Annotated in this window: 16 protein-coding genes; 11 read left to right on the top strand and 5 right to left on the bottom strand. The window is 33.9% G+C overall.

Translation table 11 applies throughout. The annotated features are described in order from the left end of the window. Window positions 1-69 precede the first annotated feature (69 nt). The 3 genes from ACNH59_RS00130 to ACNH59_RS00140 all read left to right on the top strand — a co-directional run bounded on the left by ACNH59_RS00130 (window position 70) and on the right by ACNH59_RS00140 (window position 3,575). Window positions 70-1,488 carry a CCA tRNA nucleotidyltransferase gene (locus tag ACNH59_RS00130; RefSeq protein WP_418263441.1) on the top strand — a complete coding sequence of 473 codons (1,419 nt, stop codon included), beginning with the start codon at window positions 70-72 and terminating at the stop codon, window positions 1,486-1,488. 117 nt (window positions 1,489-1,605) lie between these two features. Then, on the top strand, window positions 1,606-2,628 hold the full coding sequence (locus ACNH59_RS00135; protein ID WP_418263442.1) for a COX15/CtaA family protein: 1,023 nt from the start codon (window positions 1,606-1,608) through the stop codon (window positions 2,626-2,628). Between the two features lie 176 nt (window positions 2,629-2,804). Next, the gene (locus tag ACNH59_RS00140) at window positions 2,805-3,575 is read left to right on the top strand and encodes a CDP-alcohol phosphatidyltransferase family protein (RefSeq protein ID WP_418263443.1); all 771 of its coding nucleotides are present in this window, start codon (window positions 2,805-2,807) and stop codon (window positions 3,573-3,575) included. Between the two features lie 113 nt (window positions 3,576-3,688). Here ACNH59_RS00140 and ACNH59_RS00145 read toward each other — a convergent pair whose 3' ends face one another. Both ACNH59_RS00145 and ACNH59_RS00150 read right to left on the bottom strand, forming a co-directional pair. Next, the gene (locus tag ACNH59_RS00145) at window positions 3,689-4,291 is read right to left on the bottom strand and encodes a thioredoxin family protein (RefSeq protein ID WP_418263444.1); all 603 of its coding nucleotides are present in this window, start codon (window positions 4,289-4,291) and stop codon (window positions 3,689-3,691) included. Between the two features lie 12 nt (window positions 4,292-4,303). Continuing rightward, window positions 4,304-4,780, bottom strand: a complete 477-nt coding sequence (locus tag ACNH59_RS00150; RefSeq protein WP_418263445.1) for a TlpA disulfide reductase family protein — start codon at window positions 4,778-4,780, stop codon at window positions 4,304-4,306. A 1,006-nt stretch (window positions 4,781-5,786) separates the two neighbouring features. Between ACNH59_RS00150 and ACNH59_RS00155 the strand changes: the two genes are divergently transcribed. The 7 genes from ACNH59_RS00155 to ACNH59_RS00185 all read left to right on the top strand — a co-directional run bounded on the left by ACNH59_RS00155 (window position 5,787) and on the right by ACNH59_RS00185 (window position 13,357). Continuing rightward, window positions 5,787-6,344, top strand: a complete 558-nt coding sequence (locus ACNH59_RS00155; protein ID WP_418263446.1) for a sugar O-acetyltransferase — start codon at window positions 5,787-5,789, stop codon at window positions 6,342-6,344. Window positions 6,345-6,501: 157 nt separating this feature from the next. Continuing rightward, a complete protein-coding gene (locus ACNH59_RS00160; RefSeq protein WP_418263447.1) occupies window positions 6,502-7,779 on the top strand; it encodes a chloride channel protein in 1,278 nt (425 codons plus the stop codon). 5 nt (window positions 7,780-7,784) lie between these two features. Next, entirely contained in the window at window positions 7,785-8,387 is a 603-nt protein-coding gene (locus ACNH59_RS00165) for an HPP family protein (protein ID WP_418263448.1), read from the top strand. A 103-nt stretch (window positions 8,388-8,490) separates the two neighbouring features. Then, window positions 8,491-9,030, top strand: a complete 540-nt coding sequence (locus ACNH59_RS00170; protein WP_418263449.1) for an IS1096 element passenger TnpR family protein — start codon at window positions 8,491-8,493, stop codon at window positions 9,028-9,030. Window positions 9,031-9,134: 104 nt separating this feature from the next. Next, window positions 9,135-9,503 carry a four helix bundle protein gene (locus tag ACNH59_RS00175; RefSeq protein ID WP_418263450.1) on the top strand — a complete coding sequence of 123 codons (369 nt, stop codon included), beginning with the start codon at window positions 9,135-9,137 and terminating at the stop codon, window positions 9,501-9,503. Window positions 9,504-9,539: 36 nt separating this feature from the next. Further along, complete coding sequence (locus tag ACNH59_RS00180; RefSeq protein WP_418263451.1) at window positions 9,540-10,598, top strand: nucleoid-associated protein; 1,059 nt, start codon at window positions 9,540-9,542, stop codon at window positions 10,596-10,598. Between the two features lie 392 nt (window positions 10,599-10,990). Continuing rightward, entirely contained in the window at window positions 10,991-13,357 is a 2,367-nt protein-coding gene (locus ACNH59_RS00185; RefSeq protein WP_418263452.1) for a GAF domain-containing protein, read from the top strand. On the opposite strand, the gene ACNH59_RS00190 is transcribed toward ACNH59_RS00185, so the two are convergent. Next, window positions 13,349-14,530: a Pycsar system effector family protein gene (locus ACNH59_RS00190; RefSeq protein WP_418263453.1), complete on the bottom strand. Its 1,182-nt coding sequence runs from the start codon at window positions 14,528-14,530 to the stop codon at window positions 13,349-13,351. The two genes, ACNH59_RS00185 and ACNH59_RS00190, sit on opposite strands and share 9 nt — an antisense overlap. Before the next feature lie 25 nt (window positions 14,531-14,555). Here ACNH59_RS00190 and ACNH59_RS00195 point away from each other — a divergent pair, with 25 nt between their 5' ends. Continuing rightward, window positions 14,556-18,251 (top strand): metallophosphoesterase, encoded by a 3,696-nt coding sequence (locus ACNH59_RS00195; protein ID WP_418263454.1) that lies wholly within the window; start codon window positions 14,556-14,558, stop codon window positions 18,249-18,251. Here ACNH59_RS00195 and ACNH59_RS00200 read toward each other — a convergent pair. Together ACNH59_RS00200 and ACNH59_RS00205 are read right to left on the bottom strand one after the other, a co-directional pair. Next, complete coding sequence (locus tag ACNH59_RS00200) at window positions 18,223-19,095, bottom strand: hypothetical protein (RefSeq protein WP_418263455.1); 873 nt, start codon at window positions 19,093-19,095, stop codon at window positions 18,223-18,225. The two genes, ACNH59_RS00195 and ACNH59_RS00200, sit on opposite strands and share 29 nt — an antisense overlap. Window positions 19,096-19,111: 16 nt before the next feature. Beyond that, window positions 19,112-20,176, bottom strand: coding sequence for a hypothetical protein (locus ACNH59_RS00205; RefSeq protein ID WP_418263456.1), 1,065 nt, complete (start codon window positions 20,174-20,176; stop codon window positions 19,112-19,114). Window positions 20,177-20,495 lie beyond the last annotated feature (319 nt).

The raw sequence follows: 20,495 nt of genomic DNA on the forward strand, positions 1-20,495 counted from the left end.
CAACAAACTTGAAATACAGGATATGATTCCTCCCCAGTCGGAATGAATTGAAATGAGATAACACAAATAATGAATTATAGCAAAGCATTAGAGAATCCTATATTTAAAATTGTCGCACAAGCAAGTGCTGAACTGCAAATTGACAGTTATGTCATTGGCGGTTTTGTACGCGATTATTTGCTGGAGCGCCCTTTGAAAAAAGATATTGATATTGTTGCCGTGGGCAGCGGTATCGAGTTGGCTTTAAAGGTGTCGGAACTGTTGCCAAACAAGCCTAAGGTACAGGTTTTCAAAAATTATGGCACAGCGATGTTGCGTTATAAAGACACGGATATTGAGTTTGTAGGTGCTCGAAAAGAAAGCTACCAAACCGAAAGTAGGAACCCAAAAGTGGAAATCGGGACCTTGCAAGACGACCAAGAACGCCGAGATTTTACAATTAACGCCTTGGCATTTTCGTTGAACGAAAGCAATTATGGAGAATTGGTCGACCCTTTTGAAGGAGTTGCTGCTTTGGAATCCAAAACTATCAAAACACCTTTAGACCCTGACATTACTTACTCTGATGATCCGTTGCGTATGATGCGTGCGATTCGGTTTGCGACTCAGTTGGGGTTTGAGATTGAAGCGACTTCACTAAAAGCTATTTCTAAAAACAAAGATCGCATCAAAATCATCTCAGGTGAACGCATTGTAGATGAATTGAACAAAATCCTTTTGACAGACAAACCGTCTATAGGTTTTTTATTGCTATACCAAACAGGACTCTTAGATATTATTTTGCCCGAATTAACAGCTTTGAATAATGTAGAGGAAATTGAAGGACAAACCCATAAAAACAATTTTTACCACTCACTAGAAGTAGTCGATAATATTTGTCCAAATACAGAGGATGTTTGGCTACGCTGGGCGGCTTTATTACACGATATTGGGAAAGCACCCACTAAAAAGTTCAACAAAAAACAAGGCTGGACCTTTCACGGTCATGAATTTTTAGGCGGTAAAATGGTCAAAAAAATCTTTGAGCGTTTGCACATGCCTTTGAATCAAAAAATGAAATTTGTTCAAAAGATGGTAGTGATGAGTTCACGTCCTATTGTCCTTTCGCAAGATATTGTGACCGATTCGGCGGTGCGAAGATTGGTTTTTGATGCGGGTGAAGATGTGGAAGATTTAATGACACTTTGTGAAGCCGACATCACTACCAAAAACCCAAATAAGTTCAAAAAATACCATAATAATTTTGTAATAGTACGTCAAAAAATTATCGAAGTGGAGGAAAAAGACTCTATTCGGAATTTTCAGCCACCGATTACTGGAGAGCAAATCATGGAGATTTTTGACCTGAAACCCTCGAGAGAAATTGGCACCCTGAAAGAAGCAGTTAAAGAAGCAATTCTGGAAGGAGAAATCCCCAATGAATATCAAGCAGCCTATAACTTTGTGCTGAAAAGGGCCGAAAAAATGGGATTGAAAGCAATAAAATAGAAGGGTATCGTTATAATTAGCAAAACAATTGTTTGAATAAAACCAACCATTAAGACATTAAGAATCATTAAGTCTAAATAAACTTAACTCCTTAATGGTTTATAATTTAAGTTTAAAATGAATAAAGCAAATAAATCAGTGATCTACTGGTTACTTACAGGATGTTTTCTTTTATTTTTAATGGTTACCGTAGGGGGTATCACTCGCTTGACCAACTCAGGTTTGTCCATGACCGATTGGCATTTGGTTACAGACACCTTCCCTCCCTTGACCGAAGAAAAATGGAACGCCGCTTTTGAAGAATACAAGAAATTCCCAGAATACCAAAAAATCAACATTCATAATGATTTTCAGCTAGCTGACTACAAATTCATCTACTTTTGGGAGTGGTTTCACCGTTTTATCGGTCGTATTATTGGGCTAGTTTTCATTGTACCATTTGTATATTTCTTAATCAAAAAGCAATTAGACCGTGCCACGATTAAAAAATGCTTTGTTTTACTTTTCATGGGTGGATTTCAAGGATTTTTGGGTTGGTTTATGGTAAAAAGTGGCCTAATTGACAATCCTGATGTGAGCCATTTTAGACTGTCTTTACATCTTACATTTGCCTTTATTACCTTTGCTTATACTTTATGGGTAGCACTCGATTTGATTTATCCACATCGCAAACCTGCTGAAGAAGGACTGCAAAAAATTGCTCGTTATGCACTGGCTTTCTTATTACTTCAAATCATCTACGGTGGTTTTGTTGCGGGATTAAACGCGGGATTAATTCACAATCACTGGCCATTGATGAGCGACGGACAATTTATTCATGATAGTGTTTTTATTGAACAAAAAACATTGTTATTGAATCTTACCGAAGGAAAAAGTGGCGTTCAGTTTGTACACCGAATACTTGCTTATGTTGTGGTAGCTCTTATAGCATGGTTATTTATCAAAAGTAAAAAGAACTTATTACTACAAGAACAAAAGAAAGGAATTAATGGTTTACTATTCTTGGTACTGGTACAATTTGCTTTAGGCGTATTTACATTATTACTTTCTGTCCCTTTATGGCTAGGGCTCGCGCATCAAATTAACGCTTTCTTTTTACTGGCTACGATGACGTATACACTACATAGGCTTTCTAAATAAGGTTGGGAGGTTATGAGTTAGAGGTTAGAAATTATGAGGGTATGAAATAGAATTACAAATATGCATACAAATAAATCCTAATTCCGAAATCCTTAATCTATAATTCTTTTATTTACTAACAATTCCTTAAATTTACAAGAGACTATATTGTCACATTTCTTTGTTTCTACGCAAAAATGTCAAAACTAACCGCACAAGACCAATTCCTCGATTTATCTGACTACGGAAGACCATTTGGTCGATGGTTAGCGAACTCTTTAAAAAACACAGGATTCACTCCTATTGACATTACTCTACTTTTTGGATTCTCAGGAATTACAGCAGTTTATTGCATTATTGAGAACCATTTGTACTGGGCAGCTTTTTTCATCATTTTAAAATCCTTGATTGATGCTGCTGACGGTGAACTGGCGAGAGTAAAAAATACTCCATCCTATACAGGACGTTATCTGGACAGCGTATTTGATATTATTCTCAACTTCTTGATTTTATCTGCCATTTGCTATGTTTCCAATACAACATTTTGGGTAACCATTATGGCTTTTATTTCGATTCAACTGCAAGGAACTTTATACAATTACTACTATGTGATTTTACGACACAAATCAATGGGTGGTGATGCTACAAGTAAAATTTTCGAATACAAAGCTCCCAAAGCTTTACCGGGAGAAAAACAAAAGACAGTGAACATCATGTTCAACATTTACAAGATAGTTTACGGAAAATTCGACACGATCATCCACCATTTAGATCCCAATGCCTATAAAGTAAAAACATTTCCTAATTGGTTTATGACAGTAGTCTCTTTATACGGTTTAGGCTTTCAATTGTTACTGATTGCCATAATGCTTCCATTGGGATGGAAAGAATTCATCGTACCTTTCTTTATTGGATACTCTTTATTAATAGGGATTTTAATTCCTATTAGAAGAAACTTCATTGTTTAAATTACTACTTGTAAAAACTAATTTTTGAATAAAAAAAGAGCAAAAACGAAATGCCTTTGCTCTGTCACAGTATTTTTAAACCCAAAAAGTGAGTGGAAACAACTATTTATAATTTATTTTTTTACTTTAATCGAACAACCAATCGCTTTAGTGATTTCAGGAGAAGGTGTTTTTCCGCTTTCTAAAGCCGCAATAGCATTCTCAAGGTACTTTTCTTTTACATCAGCGGCACTATCAACATTATCATCTATTGCACCAATGTATTTTACAACTTTGTTTTTGTCTAATAAAAACACATGAGGTGTTTTAGTTGCGCCGTATTGTGGGTATATTTTCTGCCCTTCATCTAACAGATAAGGAAAAGCAAAACCCTTCTCTTTTGCTCTTACCTGCATTAATTCAAAACTATCTTGTGGTTGCACTTCAGGGTCATTAGGATTAATAGCTAATAAAATATAACCTTTTGACTTGTACTTTTTAGCTAAATCATTGATTCTGTCCTCATATTTTTTAGCAAAAGGACAATGATTACAGGTAAAAACAATAATAAAGCCTTTAGCGCTCTTGTAATCAGCCATGCTATACATTTTACCATCTACAGACTTTAAACTAAAATCCGTGGCGATATCACCTATTTTGTAAGCAGTTGGATGAACCGGATTGGCTAAGCCAATAAAAAAAGTAAACATTAAAACTAAAGAAGATACGATTTTCATGATATAAATGTGTTAGTTAATATTTGAATTTACATATTCATTGAGCTCTTCAAAGGTGGCAAAATCACGTTCAGCAAATACCTTTTTTTTACCCTTAATTATTAAAGTTGCTGGTATGGATCCCGACCAATTTTCGTCCACTTTTGCCAACCAATTATTATAATTTTTATCTGTTAAAATCACCACTTTGGATTGGATGTTTTTTCGTTTTAAAAAGGGAAATAACCTGGCCTGAATTTGGTCTTTAAAATCCAAACTTACCAACACCACTTTAACCTTTTTGTTCTCTGAATTTAGTTTTTCAAAATGAGGTAATTCTTTCACACAAGGAGCACACCAAGTAGCCCAAAAGTTGACTACATAAGTTGTGTTTTGATAGCTTAAAATTTCCTTTTCAAGAAGGTCATAATTATCAAAAATGACAGGATTTTGAGCATTCAATTGGAGAGAAAACAAACAACCTAAAATTAAAAAAGAAAGATACTTCATCGTTGTACAAATTATTTTTTTAAGCTTCACGAATTTACAATCTATATCTGACTCTATCATTTCACTTAACAAAACATTATCACTACAAACTCATTTTTCCTTTTCTAAAAACACACTCTAAAACTTGACACAAAGCAGTCACAACATGTCTCTTTTTTAAACTAAAAAAAGTTCTTTTCTCAACGCTTCATTCAAATATTTATCATATTATGGCTCACAATAATCAGCTACACTTATATTAAATCTTTACTTTAAATAAAAGCACTTAATATAAATACAAAAAATAATGTTTAAAACAGGAATATCACCTCAATTGGTCAGCACCAACAAATCTAAAAAAACCAACCAAAGATCACGATCTAAAAAATAAAAAAGAATTAAAAAACTTACAAAATAACAACATAGATAAAAACTATACAAGATATTCAATAGTTTATTTACCAGTAAATTAAAAAACTCAACTTAAATAATTAATTCACTACTTTCAAAAGATACTACAAAACAACAATTCCATGTAGCTAATGGGCTAAAGTAGTTTAAATTTTTCAATAATACAGCTATAAAGCTTACCTTTTTTATCATTTTTTAAGCTTTAAAAAAACACCTTATTACACTCAATTAGCAATAAATAAAAAACTCCTACCCACTCTTTTATTGGCAACACGACACATTCTAAAAACACCAACCAAGCAACCTTTTAATCGTTAAAAAACAAGCCTTATTCAGACTCAAAAAGAAGCTTCCTCAGACCTATTTACCAACTCCAAAAAGCAACCCAACAAGATCTCATCAATAACTTTTTTCCTTGATTGAAACCCTAAAAAAAGTTTGACTCACAACTTTACTCCCTTCTGAAATTTGAAAAAAAATCAATCTGAAAAAATTCAGAATATTCACATCCGTGCTTTTTACAGCGACAACTTTATGACCTAAAAACTCAAAAAAACAGCTTCAACTAGTCTTTCAAAAATGACTACATTAGCCTACAGAAAAAACACCTTTAATTATGAAAACAGAGAAAGAAAAAATGATCGACGGTGAACATTTTTTAGCTGGCGATGCGACCTTAGTAAAAGACCGAAGACGTGCAAAAAATTTACTCCACCGACTAAATATTACAGAGTATCGCGTAACCAAAAAAGCACGCGAAATCATCGCTGAACTGATTCCAAATTCAGGCAAAAATTTATACATCGAACCACCGTTTTTTTGCGACTATGGGTATAACATTTTTTGTGGAGAAAACGTCTATTTCAATGTCAATTGTGTAGTGCTCGACGGAGCAAAAGTTAGCATTGGTTCGAATGTACTTTTGGGCCCCGGAGTACAACTTTACACCGCAGCTCACCCACTCGATGCCGAAGCACGCAAGACTGTAGAATTTTCAAACCCCATTACCATTGGTAATGATTGTTGGATTGGCGGCAATGCAATTATTTGTCCAGGCATCACTATAGGCAATGGCTGTGTTATCGGCGCTGGTTCTGTAGTGACCAAAAACATTCCCGACAATAGCTTGGCTGTAGGAAACCCAGCCAAAGTTATCAAAAAACTCAATCTCTAAATTCATTAGCCGCTGTAAAGCTTTAAACCCTATTTTTCAAACATTTTAAACACTTTTTTTCTCAAAATGATAAAAAATGTTAAATATTAAACAAATGCCTTTTTGATTTTATAAATTTGTAGCCCTTTAAAAAGAATCAATAAAACCTAGTTATTCAATGACTAAAACGGCTACAATCAAAAAAAACTACTTTTTAATCATTTCCAGAAAACTAGCTTTAGCTTCTCTTTTAATTGGACTTCTTTCTTCTTTTTTAGGCGTTTTATTAAAAAAAACAACTGAATACTACGAAGAAATATTCTTTGAAAGAGCTAATTCTAATATCTTATTCTACTTGCTATTCCCATTTATTGGCTTGTCTTTAATCTACTTTTTACGACAGTATTTATTCAAAAAAAAGGAGAATAAGGGAATCAAAGAAGTTTTTGAAAGTACCGAATCAAAAAGAAAAAACCTTCCTACTTACAAGATTCCTTCACACTTTATAAACGGTTTCCTAACTGTGATTTTTGGGGGATCAACAGGAATCGAAATTTCAACAGTGGTCGCAACGGCAACCATTGGCTCAGTAGCACATCAAAAGAAAAACATTTTCAGGCAATACAAAACGGAACTGATTTGCGCAGGAGTCGCAGCAGGAGTTACCGCCTTGTTTGGCAGTCCCATTGCCGGCCTATTGTTCTCTTATGAAGTGATTTCGAAAAAAATTTCTCAAGCCTTTATTTTAACCTGCAGCATTGCCGTAAGTACTGCATACGCCCTATTGCTTTTAATCAATGAGCCACCGTTATTCAGCATCAGTATCGAAACTTGGCACCTCAAAGCCATCCCTTATTTTATCTTACTGGGAGTACTGGCTGGGCTAAATGCTGTTTATTTGACTAAAACGGTACTTTACGTCAAAGCACAATTTTCAAAAATAAACACTCCTTTTCACAAAATCATGTTAGGTTCGGCATTATTGAGTGTTTCACTGATGTTATTCCCTCAATTGTATGGCGAAGGCTATCATGCCATAAAAACCATCATCTACAGCACCAATCAAAGTTTACTTACTATTTCATTAGGACTAAGTTTAATCGCAATTTTACTCTTAAAACCTATTGTGACCTCGATAACTTTGGCTTCTGGGGGTGACGGAGGCGTATTTGCTCCTAGCCTATTTATAGGTGCTTTTTTAGGACTTTTTACCGCTTTGAGTTTCAATCATTTTTTTGACAGCGATGTAATTATTTTAAATTTTATGGTTCTGGGTATGGCATCCGTATTGAGTGCAAGTATTCAAGCACCGCTTACAGCGCTCTTTTTGACCCTGAGCCTAACCAATAACTATATTTTGTTCCTACCCATCTTAATGGTGTGTTACATCGCTCAAACTACCGCCAAAATCATTTTTCCGTACACTGTTTACAGTTTTATCCCTAAATACGACTAAATAAAATGCCAACAGAACAAATCAAACGCAGCTATCGCAAAACCAAATACATCATCTACAAAGAAACCTTAATTGACTTTAGAGAACAATTTTGGTCCTTTATAGGCTCATTTATCGGGATAGGTTGCATTGCCTATTTTCATGCCAGTCATTTTCCAGGTTCGGACGGAATTTATTTAATAGGTTCTTTTGGAGCTTCAAGTGTTTTAATTTATGGAATTATCCAAAGTCCGTTTTCACAACCGCGAAACCTAATCGGAGGACACGTTATTTCAGCTATTATTGGTGTCACCATCCAAACAATATTACCTGAACCTATTTGGCTATCCGCACCTTTAGGCGTTTCAGTAGCCATTATTTCGATGCAAATCACCAAAACGCTTCATCCTCCAGGAGGAGCTACTGCTTTGATTGCCATCATTGGAACCGAAAAAATTAAGACTTTGGGCTATTGGTATGTAATTTCACCTGTACTGGCTGGATCTCTAATTTTACTTACCGTAGCTTTAATTGTGAATAATGTCACCGAAAAAAGAAGCTATCCTACTAATAATCGATTTCATCGAAATTACCACCGTATTAGAAAACGTTTAATTCAAAAGAACTAGAATTGATTAATTAGCCTTGAGTTAATTTTATTAACAAATCACAATTCGTAAAAAGTTTTCTAAAATTTAATTTTACCTTTGACCTTTCATTAAAACAAAGATTATGGTTTACAAATTCAGAGCAATTCTAGACGCAGAAGAGGATATCTTTAGAGACATTGCAATATTAGAAGACGATACATTAGAGGACTTACACAATGCTATTTTCAACGCCTTTGGATTTGATGGCATGGAAGTGGCTTCTTTTTATACTTGTGATGAAACTTGGAACCAAGAAGATGAAATTCCACTTTTTGACACAGGTGATATTCCAGGTGAGCAAAAAACGATGAGTGATTATAAATTGTCTGATTTATTAGATGAAGAAAACACTAAAATCATTTACGTCTATGATTTCATCAACATGTGGACCTTCTTAGTTGAACTTGCTGCCATTGAAGAACCAGTAGCTGGTAACTTCTATCCAGAGACATTATTTTCGCATGGAGAAATGCCTGATGAAGCTATCGAGAAAAATTTTGAGGCTGACAATGCCGATGATTTTTACGATGATTTTGAAGACGGTCTCGATGACGATGACCTTGATATGTTTGAAGGAGACGGCAATTTTGAAGACTTTGGGTTTGAGGAGAATTGGAATTAATTTTTTGAGAGGCTAAGTTTCTGTGGGACTGAGATACTGAGGTTTATTTTTAGAATTTATTAGTGCGAATTTCTTACTTTTAGTTAAACTTAAATTTAAGAAGTATGAGCACTTATAGAAACCTTATGATTTGGCAAAAGTCGATGAACTTAACCACTCAAATTTACCTATTAACGAACACTTTCCCAAAAGAAGAAATCTACGGATTGACTTCACAAATAAGAAGATGTTCCATTTCGATTCCAAGTAATATTGCCGAGGGATATGGTACAGAAAGTGATAAAGATTTTTTACGTTTTTTATACATCTCGGTAGGTTCACTGTTTGAAATGCAAACACAACTTGAAATAGCAAAAAACATTGCATATATAAACGAAGACCTTTTTAATAACATATATGAGAATAGTCGTGAAGTAGAGCGCATGATTGTTTCTTTTAACAAAAAAATAAAAGAACGCAACTCACCTTCTTAGCTCCTTAGCAACTAAAAAACTCAGCAACTTGTACAAATGATCAACCTATTCAACACACACATCGATTCCCTTTCTATACACCGTGTAGGAAATAAAAGCCGCAATGAGGCGATTTTTTTATCGGAGCAACCTTTCAACCTTTCAGATGAAATTGTCCCGCTAATCAAAGAGTTTTTCCTAAAACCCTTTAGAGAAAAAGAAGAGAATTACTATCAGTTTGCTCATGAAGTGGATTTGGATTATAATGATATGTATAAATTTGCTTGCGAAATTTTTACCGATCCAAGCACCATTCATGAAGGTTCTAAAAAAATCACCAAACACTTATTTGAACAATCCAATCATCCCCACATCAAGAATGGTGAAGTTTATGTAACTTATTTGACAAATGTAAATATTGACAATACTCCTGTTGACGCTATAGGTATTTTCAAAAGTGAGCTGCAAGCCGACTTTTTACAATTTGAAGAAAAAGGCACTAACTTGGACATGATTCTTCAACAAGGAATTAGTTTGAACAAACTAGACAAAGGTTGTATCATTTTTAACCATAAAAAAGAAGAAGGATTCAAAATATTAACTGTAGACAGCAACCGTTATGATGCGCGTTATTGGCTGGAACACTTTCTATCTGTAGATGCTTTTGAGGACGAAAACTTTATCACTAAAAAATATTTGAAGTTTTGCCAAGGTTTTGCCAAAGACGTAGTCTTCCCTGCTGAGGATAAAAAAGAAGAGGTAATGTTCATGAATCGCTCTGTAAATTATTTTGCTAAAAACGATCAATTTGAAGAAACAAACTTCTTAAACGAAGTAATTGACAACCCCGATTTGATTCCTGAATTTAAAAATTACAAAGTAGACAAAGGAGAAAAATACAGTATAGAAGATGTTACCTCCTTTCCTATTGCTAATGCTGCCGTTAGCGATGCGCGTAAATCGATTAAAAATGTCATCAACCTAGATACGAATATCCAAATCAAAATGGATTTCATCAATCCTGAAAGTGCAGAGAAATTTGTAGAAAAAGGTTGGGACGAAGAAAAACAAATGTACTACTACCTTGTTTATTTCAACAAAGAGCAAAAATCATAAGTAGTTTTCACAACACATTCCAAGAATATCCTTAACCAATCAAGTTAGGGATATTTTTTTAAAACATTAATTACAGCGTAAGTTAAACCTTTCTTTTAAAGCAAAAAAGCGTACTTAATCGATATTATATACATTTTATTCGTTATAGTGCTTAATTTAGCAATCCCAAATCTACGATAAATTTAACCTGTAATTTATTTACTTAAAACTAGTATAAAAAAGTAATTACACTTATCGCATAGATTTCCTAATTCAAAAACAAAATACCATCCTAGTACAATTCTAATCTCCAGTTACTTCTGTAATTGGAGATTTTTTTTTACTTTTATGTCTGATACATGCAACGAAAATAACCACTCTTTGTTATTCCTCTTTTCTAAAGAAAACTAAAAATGAATCATCCTATATTTACTGAAAGCCCTTTTAAAACTCAAATCTCATTTCACAAATTAATTGAGTCTTTAGAGGCAATTGCATTGACAGACATAGATTACCGTTCTAATTATGCCAAAGCTTTATTGAAGGAAATCGAGCAAGTACCCGAACTAAGAACAGGAATTGAAGATTACAATACCATTAAAGAAAACAAGCAGCTGATCAAAAATTTGCTTTCAGATTTATTCCCTACTGCTTTAACAAAAAATGAAATTAAAGCCATAACGGTTCCTTTTCAAAATTTGACTTTTAATTATACAGAACGTTTTACTTCCATTTTAGAAAACGCAGGAACCACTTTTGACATCACCATTCGAGATTACAATGAAGACCAACTCTACATTATGAGTTGTATCTTAATTTTAAACAACTATTATGGGCAAAAACTAGATTACAACAAACCATTATTTTATGACATCCCTGATGGCAACGGAATATTAAAGCATTATCGTATTTTGTACAATGCTGACTTTATGGAAATACTACCCACCCTAGCAACCAAAACTTTAAATCAAGAAGATATTGATTTATTGATGGACAACTATGAAGACATTGATTTGTGGAAAAAGAAATTCCCTGCCAATAGTTGGATCTTAAAAGGGTTTGGAATTGTTTCCTTATTTGACGCATCGGTTGAAAGTGCGATTTCCAATTTAAAAACAAGTCTACTAAAATCCGATGCCCAAGAAAACAAAAATGACGACGAAATTCAAACCATCTTCAGAACTATTTTCAAGATTCCTGATTTGAAACTGGGGTTTGTATTATATAATGAAGAAGAAAACAAATTCACTACTCCGCCTTTTAGTTCCAATACCGAAAAAAACAGTTATATCCTTTTAGAAAAGGAAGAAGCAGAATTGTGTAAAAATGCCTTGTTTGGCTGTACCTTACAAGCTTTGATCGAAGAAAAGAAACCTTTTATCATATCCGATGTCGACCGTTTTGCCACTAACAACGCCCTATTTGCAAATCATTTGTCTAAACAAAATATCAAGAGTTGTATTCTCGCTCCCGTGATCAAAAATGACAAATTATTGGGAGTGATCGAACTGATGTCTTCGCAACCAAAAATACTCAACAGCATCAATGTCAATAACCTTGACCTACTATTACCTTACGTGGTTGAAACAATTGAACGCTACAACATAGACTTACAAAATCAGATTGAGGCTATTATCCAAAGAGAATACACTTCTATTCATCCCAGTGTGTATTGGAAATTCAGAAAAGAGGCTCAAAAATATTTCCAAATTCAAACACCGAATAAAGACTATATCTTCAAAGCCATAACTTTCAAAGATGTATTTCCTTTGTATGGACAAATTGATATTAAAAGTTCGTCCAATCATAGAAATGAAACGGTCAAAGAAGATTTAAAAAATCAAATCAATCATTTGATTACCATTTTGGAACAATTAACGGCAAATTCAAAACTAGGTTTATTAAAACAAAGGAAATTTGAATTGCATTCTTTTTTGAAGGATTTACAAATCGAACTCAAAGCAGATACTGAACAACAAATTCAACAATACATTCAAAAAGAGATTCATCCTGTTTTGACCAATACAAAAAATGAGGAACAACTTCAATTGTTGATTGACAATTATTTCAGCCTTTTGGACGAAAAAACAGCACTATTTTACCACGCCCGAAGAAAATTTGACGAAGCCATGTCCATTATCAATAAAAAAATGGCTTCGGTACTAGACAAAGAACAAATAGAAGCGCAACAAAATTACCCTCATTATTTCGAACGCTTTAAAACAGATGGGGTCGAACATAATTTATACATTGGCCAAAGCATTAGTCCCAACTTCCCATTTGAGATGATGTACCTCAACAATTTACGACTATGGCAATTGCAAACCCTATGCAAAATGGAATTGGAACACCACCGCTTGAAACCATTATTGCCTTATGAATTAGATGTTACCTCTTTAATTCTTGTATTTAGTTCTCCCCTTTCCATTCGTTTTCGAATGGATGAAAAACGATTTGATGTCGACGGAACTTACAATGCACGTTATGAAGTTGTCAAAAAACGTATTGACAAAGCAAACATTAAAGGCACATCGGAACGCATCACCCAAAAAGAAAAAATAACTATTGTGTATTCCCATCAAAACGAAGAAGCCGAATATTTAAAATATATTCAATACCTGCAGTTCAAAAAGATAATTGAACCCGAAATTGAACAATTTGACGTAGAAGAATTACAAGGAGTATCAGGCCTAAAAGCCCTTCGCATAAAAGTCATAAATACGGATGTAACCCATCCTAATAATTATACCTATCAAGAATTGTTGAACGAATTAAACTAAAACGGAATTAAAAGCAATTACAAAAGCAATTACAGAAACGATAATACCTATCATAAAAATATTGTATGTAATTCTTAATAATCTATATTTTTTCTCTAGCACAATCCCAAGGTAATACAAATCTTTAATCATTGCATTATAGAGGTAATCCTGGTCTTTCATCAATTCGTTGACTGCCCATTGGTATTCATCCAAAGGCATTTTGTAAAAGTTTCCGAAAAAGAGCAAGTTTACTTTTTGTGCTTCAATATCTTCACGGGTAAAAGTTCCTGTAGTCACTTTAGGCCTTGTTGATAATATCGCAAATATGATAGAAACCACGCTAAATATCACCAAGACAAAAGTGGGAAGAATTAAATGGGCATTGCCTGGACTATCCAGTTTAGGGATTATAGAAGATAAGACGATTGAAATAATTATAGCATTAACAGACAATAAAATATTTGCTTTGCTATCTGCAATTCCGCTTAGTCTGGTATGATTGTTTAAGGTTACCCGGAACAAAGTATCGATTCCACGATCGGGTTTCCCTTTTTTGCTTTTAGCTCTTTTTACTTTTTTTTCTTCTCCATCAATTTGTGCTTCTTTTTCAATCATTTCTTTAATTCTTTTAATATTCTGCTCTTTTACAGGCTGCCAGTTTTGAAGTGCATAATGGGTATGATACTGATGCCTTTCCTCCATAATATAGACATTCTCTTTAGCCCATTCTGAATCAGTATATACTTTATTCATCGTCATTTCCCACTCCATTCTTAGTTTTTCACATGTTTCCAAATAATTAGAACGTCCAAAATGGGAATAATCAGCATCTCTTATCATTTTTTCTAATAGATTTTGAGGCTCATGATGATACACCGTTGCTTGAATCAGCGCTGCTACTAGTTCTATTAAATCCTGGCTTTGTTTTTTTTCTAATAAAAAATCAGTAGCAATTGACACACTAGAAGATTCGTGTTTTACACAACCTTTACTATACCCCGTGTCATGAAACCAAGCCGCTATCAATAGTGCTTCTTTTTCAAAAGCAGTAACTCTTTCGACAGACAAAATTTCATTAGTCGCTTTGACCACTTCTTTCGTATGATCCAAATTATGATAGGTAAATGAATTAGAAAGTTTATCTTTGAGTAAATCTGAGACAAAAGTTTCAACTTGTTGCAGAAGGTTCATACTAAAAAAATTATACTACTAAAATATGAAATTGTTTTTGGAAAAACGGTTGATTCTTGTTTTTATATCCGTTCTTTTAGTGGCTTGTGCTACAAAAAATGCACAGTACGGCACTAAAGTAAATGATTCGAACCTCATAAACGATAAAGACAGCTCTAAAATTGCACATACTTTTTATTTAATTGGAGATGCAGGAAATACCACCGAGGAAAAAACAAAATCTATTTTAGTTGCTTTAAGCGAAAAACTTAAAACAGCTGATAAAAATTCGACCTTATTATTTCTGGGAGACAATGTCTACCCAAAAGGAATTCCTGATAAAAAATCAAATCCTAAATACCAAGCCGCAAAGGAAAAACTACTAAACCAATTAGAAATTACCAAAAACTTCAAAGGACAAACGATTTTCATTCCAGGAAACCACGATTGGTACAGCGGCATAAAAGGGTTGAAAAAGCAAGAAGATTTGGTTCAAGAATATCTCAACTACAAAAAAGCTTTTTCTCCAAGAAAAGGATGTGCCATTGACGACACAAATATCAATGATAAGCTGCTTTTAGTAACTATAGACAGTCAATGGTTCTTGGAAGATTGGGACAAAACGCCAACAATAAATGAAGATTGCGACATCAAAACGCGTCAAGCTTTTTTTGACGAACTTGAAAGTCTTTTAAACAAAAACAAAGACAAAACGATTGTAATTGCCATCCATCATCCTTTAATGACAAACGGTAGTCATGGCGGTCAATTTTCATGGAAAAAACAACTTTTCCCATTAGAACAAAAAATACCATTACCGGTTTTAGGTTCGCTGGCTAATCTTATTCGAAAAACATCTGGTGCGAGTCCACAAGACATTCAAAACAAACAGTATTCAAAACTCGTTAACCGAATCAAAACCTTGATTCAAGGACAAGATAATATTGTAGTGGTTTCAGGTCACGACCATAATTTGCAATACATAGAACACAACAACATCAAGCAAATCATCAGTGGCGCAGGATCCAAAGAAGAAGCTGCAAAGGCTGTGTTTCCAAAGGATTTTTCATATGGTCAAAAAGGTTTTGCTGTCCTTAACATCTACGAAAATGGCAAAACAGCGGTATCCTTTTATAATGAAAACAAACTGCTTTTTGAACAAACCGTTTTACATCCTAAACCAAACTATATTGCTAAGTTTCCAACCCAATTTACTCAAACAATAGACGCTTCTGTATATTCATCAGAACGCACCCAAAAATCAGGCATTTATAATTTTATTTTCGGTAAACATTACCGATCCTATTACAGCATGCCTATCCAAACCAAAACGGTCATTATAGACAGTTTATATGGTGGTTTATCTCCAAAAAGAGCGGGCGGTGGCCATCAATCCAAATCATTGCGATTAGTAAACAAGAACGGAAAAGAGTATGCTATGCGAGCCTTGAAGAAAAGTGCTTCCCGATTCCTGCAATCTGTAGCTTTTAAAGACCAATTTGTAGAAACGGCTTTCGAGAAAACCTATGCCGAAGATTTTTTGCTGGATTTTTACACCAGCGCTCATCCTTATACCCCTTTGGCCATCGGGCATTTAGCAAAGCAAATTGGCGTGAGTTATGCTAATCCTAAATTATTCTACGTACCCAAGCAAAACGGACTAATGGAATTCAATGCCAATTTTGGTGACGAATTGTATTTTATTGAAGAACATGTTTCAGAAGGACAAAAAGATTTAGTGAGTTTTGACAAACCCCAGGATATAATTAGCACTGAGGAGGTTTTAGAAAAAATTCATAAAGATGAAAAATACAGTATCGATGAAAACTCTTACATCAAAGCCCGATTGTTCGATATGTTATTGGGAGATTGGGATCGCCATCACGATCAATGGCGCTGGGGCGAGCATCATCAAGGCGGTAAAATTATTTACAAGCCCATACCGAGAGATCGCGACCAAGCTTTTTCAAAATACGATGGTGCATTGTTGTCTCTACTCATGAATATTCCCGATTTGCGTCATATGCAATCTTTCAAAAATGATATAAAAAACGTTAAATGGTTTAATAGAGAACCTTATCCTTTAGACTTGGCCGTTTTAAAAACTGCTACCGAAGCCAATTGGGTAGCACAAGCGCAATTTATCCAAGAACATTTGTCGGACAGAGCAATTCAAGAGGCTTTTTTGTCCTTACCTAAAGAAGTACAAGACGAAACCATTATTTCGATTCAACACAAATTGATTGCTCGAAAAAAGAAACTCGTTCAGTATGCCAAGGAGTATTCCAAGACCCTAGAAAAAAGAGTTTTGATTGTGGGTACCCATAAAAAAGACCAGTTTCTAATTGAAAAAAAATCAGGTAATCAAATACAAGTTACCGTCAATCGAATAAAAAAAGAGGGCGTTGAATGGACTTATTCTAAACTAATTTCTGGAAAAAAAACCAACCATTTATGGATTTATGGTTTAGATGATGATGATGTTTTTGAAGTAAAAGGAAACGCTAAAACGAGTATCAAAATCATTTTGTTGGGTGGTCAAAATCACGACAGTTATAGGGTTGAAAAAGGAAAAAACATCCGAATTATTGATTTTGAATCCAAAAAAAATACTTTCTCGTTAGATTCTAAAACCAAAAAACAACTCACGGATGATTACACCGCCAATAGCTATAATTATACGTTGCCTAAATACAATGCTTTTTCTGGTTTACCCACCCTTGGTTTTAATCCAGATGATGGAGTGAAATTGGGGATTATTGCCAATTATACCGTAAACAATTTCAAACAAAATCCGTTTTCTAGCAAGCACATTTTAAAAGCCAATTATTATTTTGCTACTACTGGTTTTGAGTTTTCATACCACTTTAAGGCTCCAAAAATAAATGACAAATGGGACTTTAACCTTGAAACGCGTTTTACCAGTCCAAATTTCGCCATTAACTTTTTTGGGTATGGTAATCAAACCGTCAATACAGATGAGCAGAAGGGGATGAATTTTAATCGCGTTAAAATTAGTATTGTAAAAATTGTACCACAGTTTGAAAAAGCAGGAATCAATGGCAGTCGATTGATATTTCAACCTACATTTGAGAATATTGAAGTGGAAGAAACCACAGGCCGTTACATCAATACACCTGCTATTGTCAATCAAAAAGTTTTTGAAAACCAACAATTTGCAGGTTTAACTATTGGCTATCATTTTGAAAATTATGACAACCCTTCCTTACCTACAATCGGGATGGGATTTTCACTCATTGGGAGTTGGACAACAAATCTAAACGAGAGTCGAAAAAACTTCCCTTCGATTGAATCCAAGCTAAATTTCAATCATAAAATAGACGCTCAAGGCAAATGGGTACTCGCCTCTTTGTTGAAAGCCAAAGCCATTTTGAACAATAATTATGAATTTTACCAAGCGGCTGTTTTAGGAGGTGACACCAGTTTGAGAGGGTTCAGGAACGAGCGCTTTTTAGGGAAAAGTTCCTTTTTTCAAAGTAGTGATTTGCGATTTAATATTGGACAAATAAAAGAAAGTATTGTTCCAATGACCTACGGAATCTTAGGTGGTTTTGACTATGGTCGCGTTTGGCTAGATGGAGAAAACAGTTCCAAATGGCATCAAGCTGTTGGTGGAGGATTATGGCTCAATGAAATTAATACCCTAACGGCACGATTGACATACTTTAAAAGCAAGGAGGAAGAAGGTCGAATTAGTTTTGGGTTGGGGTTTGGATTTTAAACTCATAGAGTTTGCCGCCAGTATTTTTAACTTTTTCATCGGCAATGTATAAACTGAAATTATCCTTAAAGCAAATGGCTTCTTTTTGCGAGAAATGATGCAAATCTATTTCGGTTCTTTTTCCAGAAAGGAAGTCATCTCCCTTAAAATTTTCTAATAATATAATTTTGCTATGGGTTAAAATAGCCAATTTCTTTTGGTCAGGACTTAACGCCACACTGGTAATGGCATAATTTTGATAATCTGGACCTGTTTTGAACTCCCCAATTTTCTTCGCTTGATGTTTTCCTGAAACATTGGGAACTTTGTAAATAAAAGCAGTTCCGTCAAAATTAGAAGAACGGTTTTTGGTGAATAAATAAAAATTATTTTGAAACACTACATAACCTTCCACATCAAAGTGTCGATTCTTCTTTTTAGGTGGGAAATCTTTTTGCTCTGGATAAGCAAATTCGATAATGGCAGATGGATGAATTTCCGACTTTGTAAGCGCAGTTTTGTCTAGTTTATAAATGGCTAAATCTTGACGGATATTATCATTATTACCAAAATCTCCAATGTATAAATTTCCTTGTGGGTCTTTGGCAATATCTTCCCAGTCTTTATTTTCGAGACCTTTTACTTTAATAGAATGTTGAATTTCCCCAGTTAAATCTAAAAAATAGACCTTACTTTTGTTACCGCTATCCTCTAGGCATCCTATTAGTTCCGAATTTTGTATTGTTACAATACCTGAAACTTCTTTTAGTGATTTTGGAAATGAAAACAATTCGGTCAAATCACTTGCCTTTTGCTGACAAGCTAAAACAAAAAACACCAAAAAGAGTTTACAATATTTTTTCATTGATTGTAAATAAAAATCAAAAACCAGTTTTAAAAACATTAGCATTTTTATAATTTCTGGAAACAAATTCAAAAGCTGCTTCTAACACTTTTCCCATTGAGGCGGCATTTTTGAAATTCAAATCATTCGTATATCGGTACAATTCTAATTTCAACCTTTTGATATGCTCATCAGGTGCAATGACATCTTTACTCATAATTTGCAACAATCTATTTATTCGTTTGTTGGCAGAGTGTAATCTTTTGGCCAGAGCGGCTCGTTCTTCATTTTTATATTGTTCGATGGAAGAATCTTGTAATTTGGTTTTTACCAATTGTACCATGGGATTGTTTTCTTTAAAAAACTGTGGTCGGTAAATTTTAAAATTTCCTTCATAACATTGCTGATCAAAATCGATTGGTCTAATTTTATAGACAACTTGATCAAAATCGTGAATAGGCAACACCACATAATTATAAGCACGCATATCTCCTAATAACCGAATCATACAACGTTCATTGAATTTCACAAACTCTTTGGCAATTTGAGATTTTTCGGTTTCGGTACAGTTTTTCAATATGGTTTCCATAAAAACATCTCCCGGAATACCAATAATATGTTCCTCAATCAAGGTATCGTTATAAACCAAAAAATTTATTTTATCAGGTGATAGTATATCTTCCAATTCTAACCCATAAATACGAGAGGCATCTGCTTTCTTGATATAAAAATGCACATAATTATCGTTGAGTATGTTTCGTACTTTGATTCGAAAAGGCTTCGAATTCCCAAACGTACAATAATCAATAGCGTCAATATTCAAAAACTTGGTGATTTCCAAATTACCATCAGAATGCAATAGCGTATAGATTTTTTTTAAATTTAAATCAATTTCTTTTCTTTCAAATTCACTGTAATACACTCTTACCCATAATGTATCTTGATCGTTTTTATCAAACACACTAATCGATCCTGAAAAACGCAATAAGTCGTCATAACAAATAGAAACGCTAGAAATACGATCAAAGCGTTCTAAATAACCAGATAATGCGTCGTTAATTGGATAAGTAGGTTTTTTAAATAATACAGAAGAGTCGCTCATGGTCATTGGGTATTTGATACAAATTTACATTAATTAAATTAAAGCGTAATTAATTTGCAAAAAGCATTACTATCTAAACATCTACCATATTGCAGTTAAATCTTTCAAAAAACATCCATATTTATTAAAAAAAAGACTTTCATCGATAAAATTTGCTTTTAAACCTTTTTACAACGTATTCTTGTGAAAATAAATTTAAACATAAGTATTTTTACTTACTATAAATCTGTATTTTTATATAAATACTTACAACTAACATTTAGTAGAGACTGACAAAAGTTAATAAATTAATAATCAAATAAATTATTAACAATTTATT

Origin of the sequence: Flavobacterium faecale (assembly GCF_048320115.1) — a bacterium.
Classification (GTDB): Bacteria; Bacteroidota; Bacteroidia; order Flavobacteriales; family Flavobacteriaceae; genus Flavobacterium; species Flavobacterium faecale_A.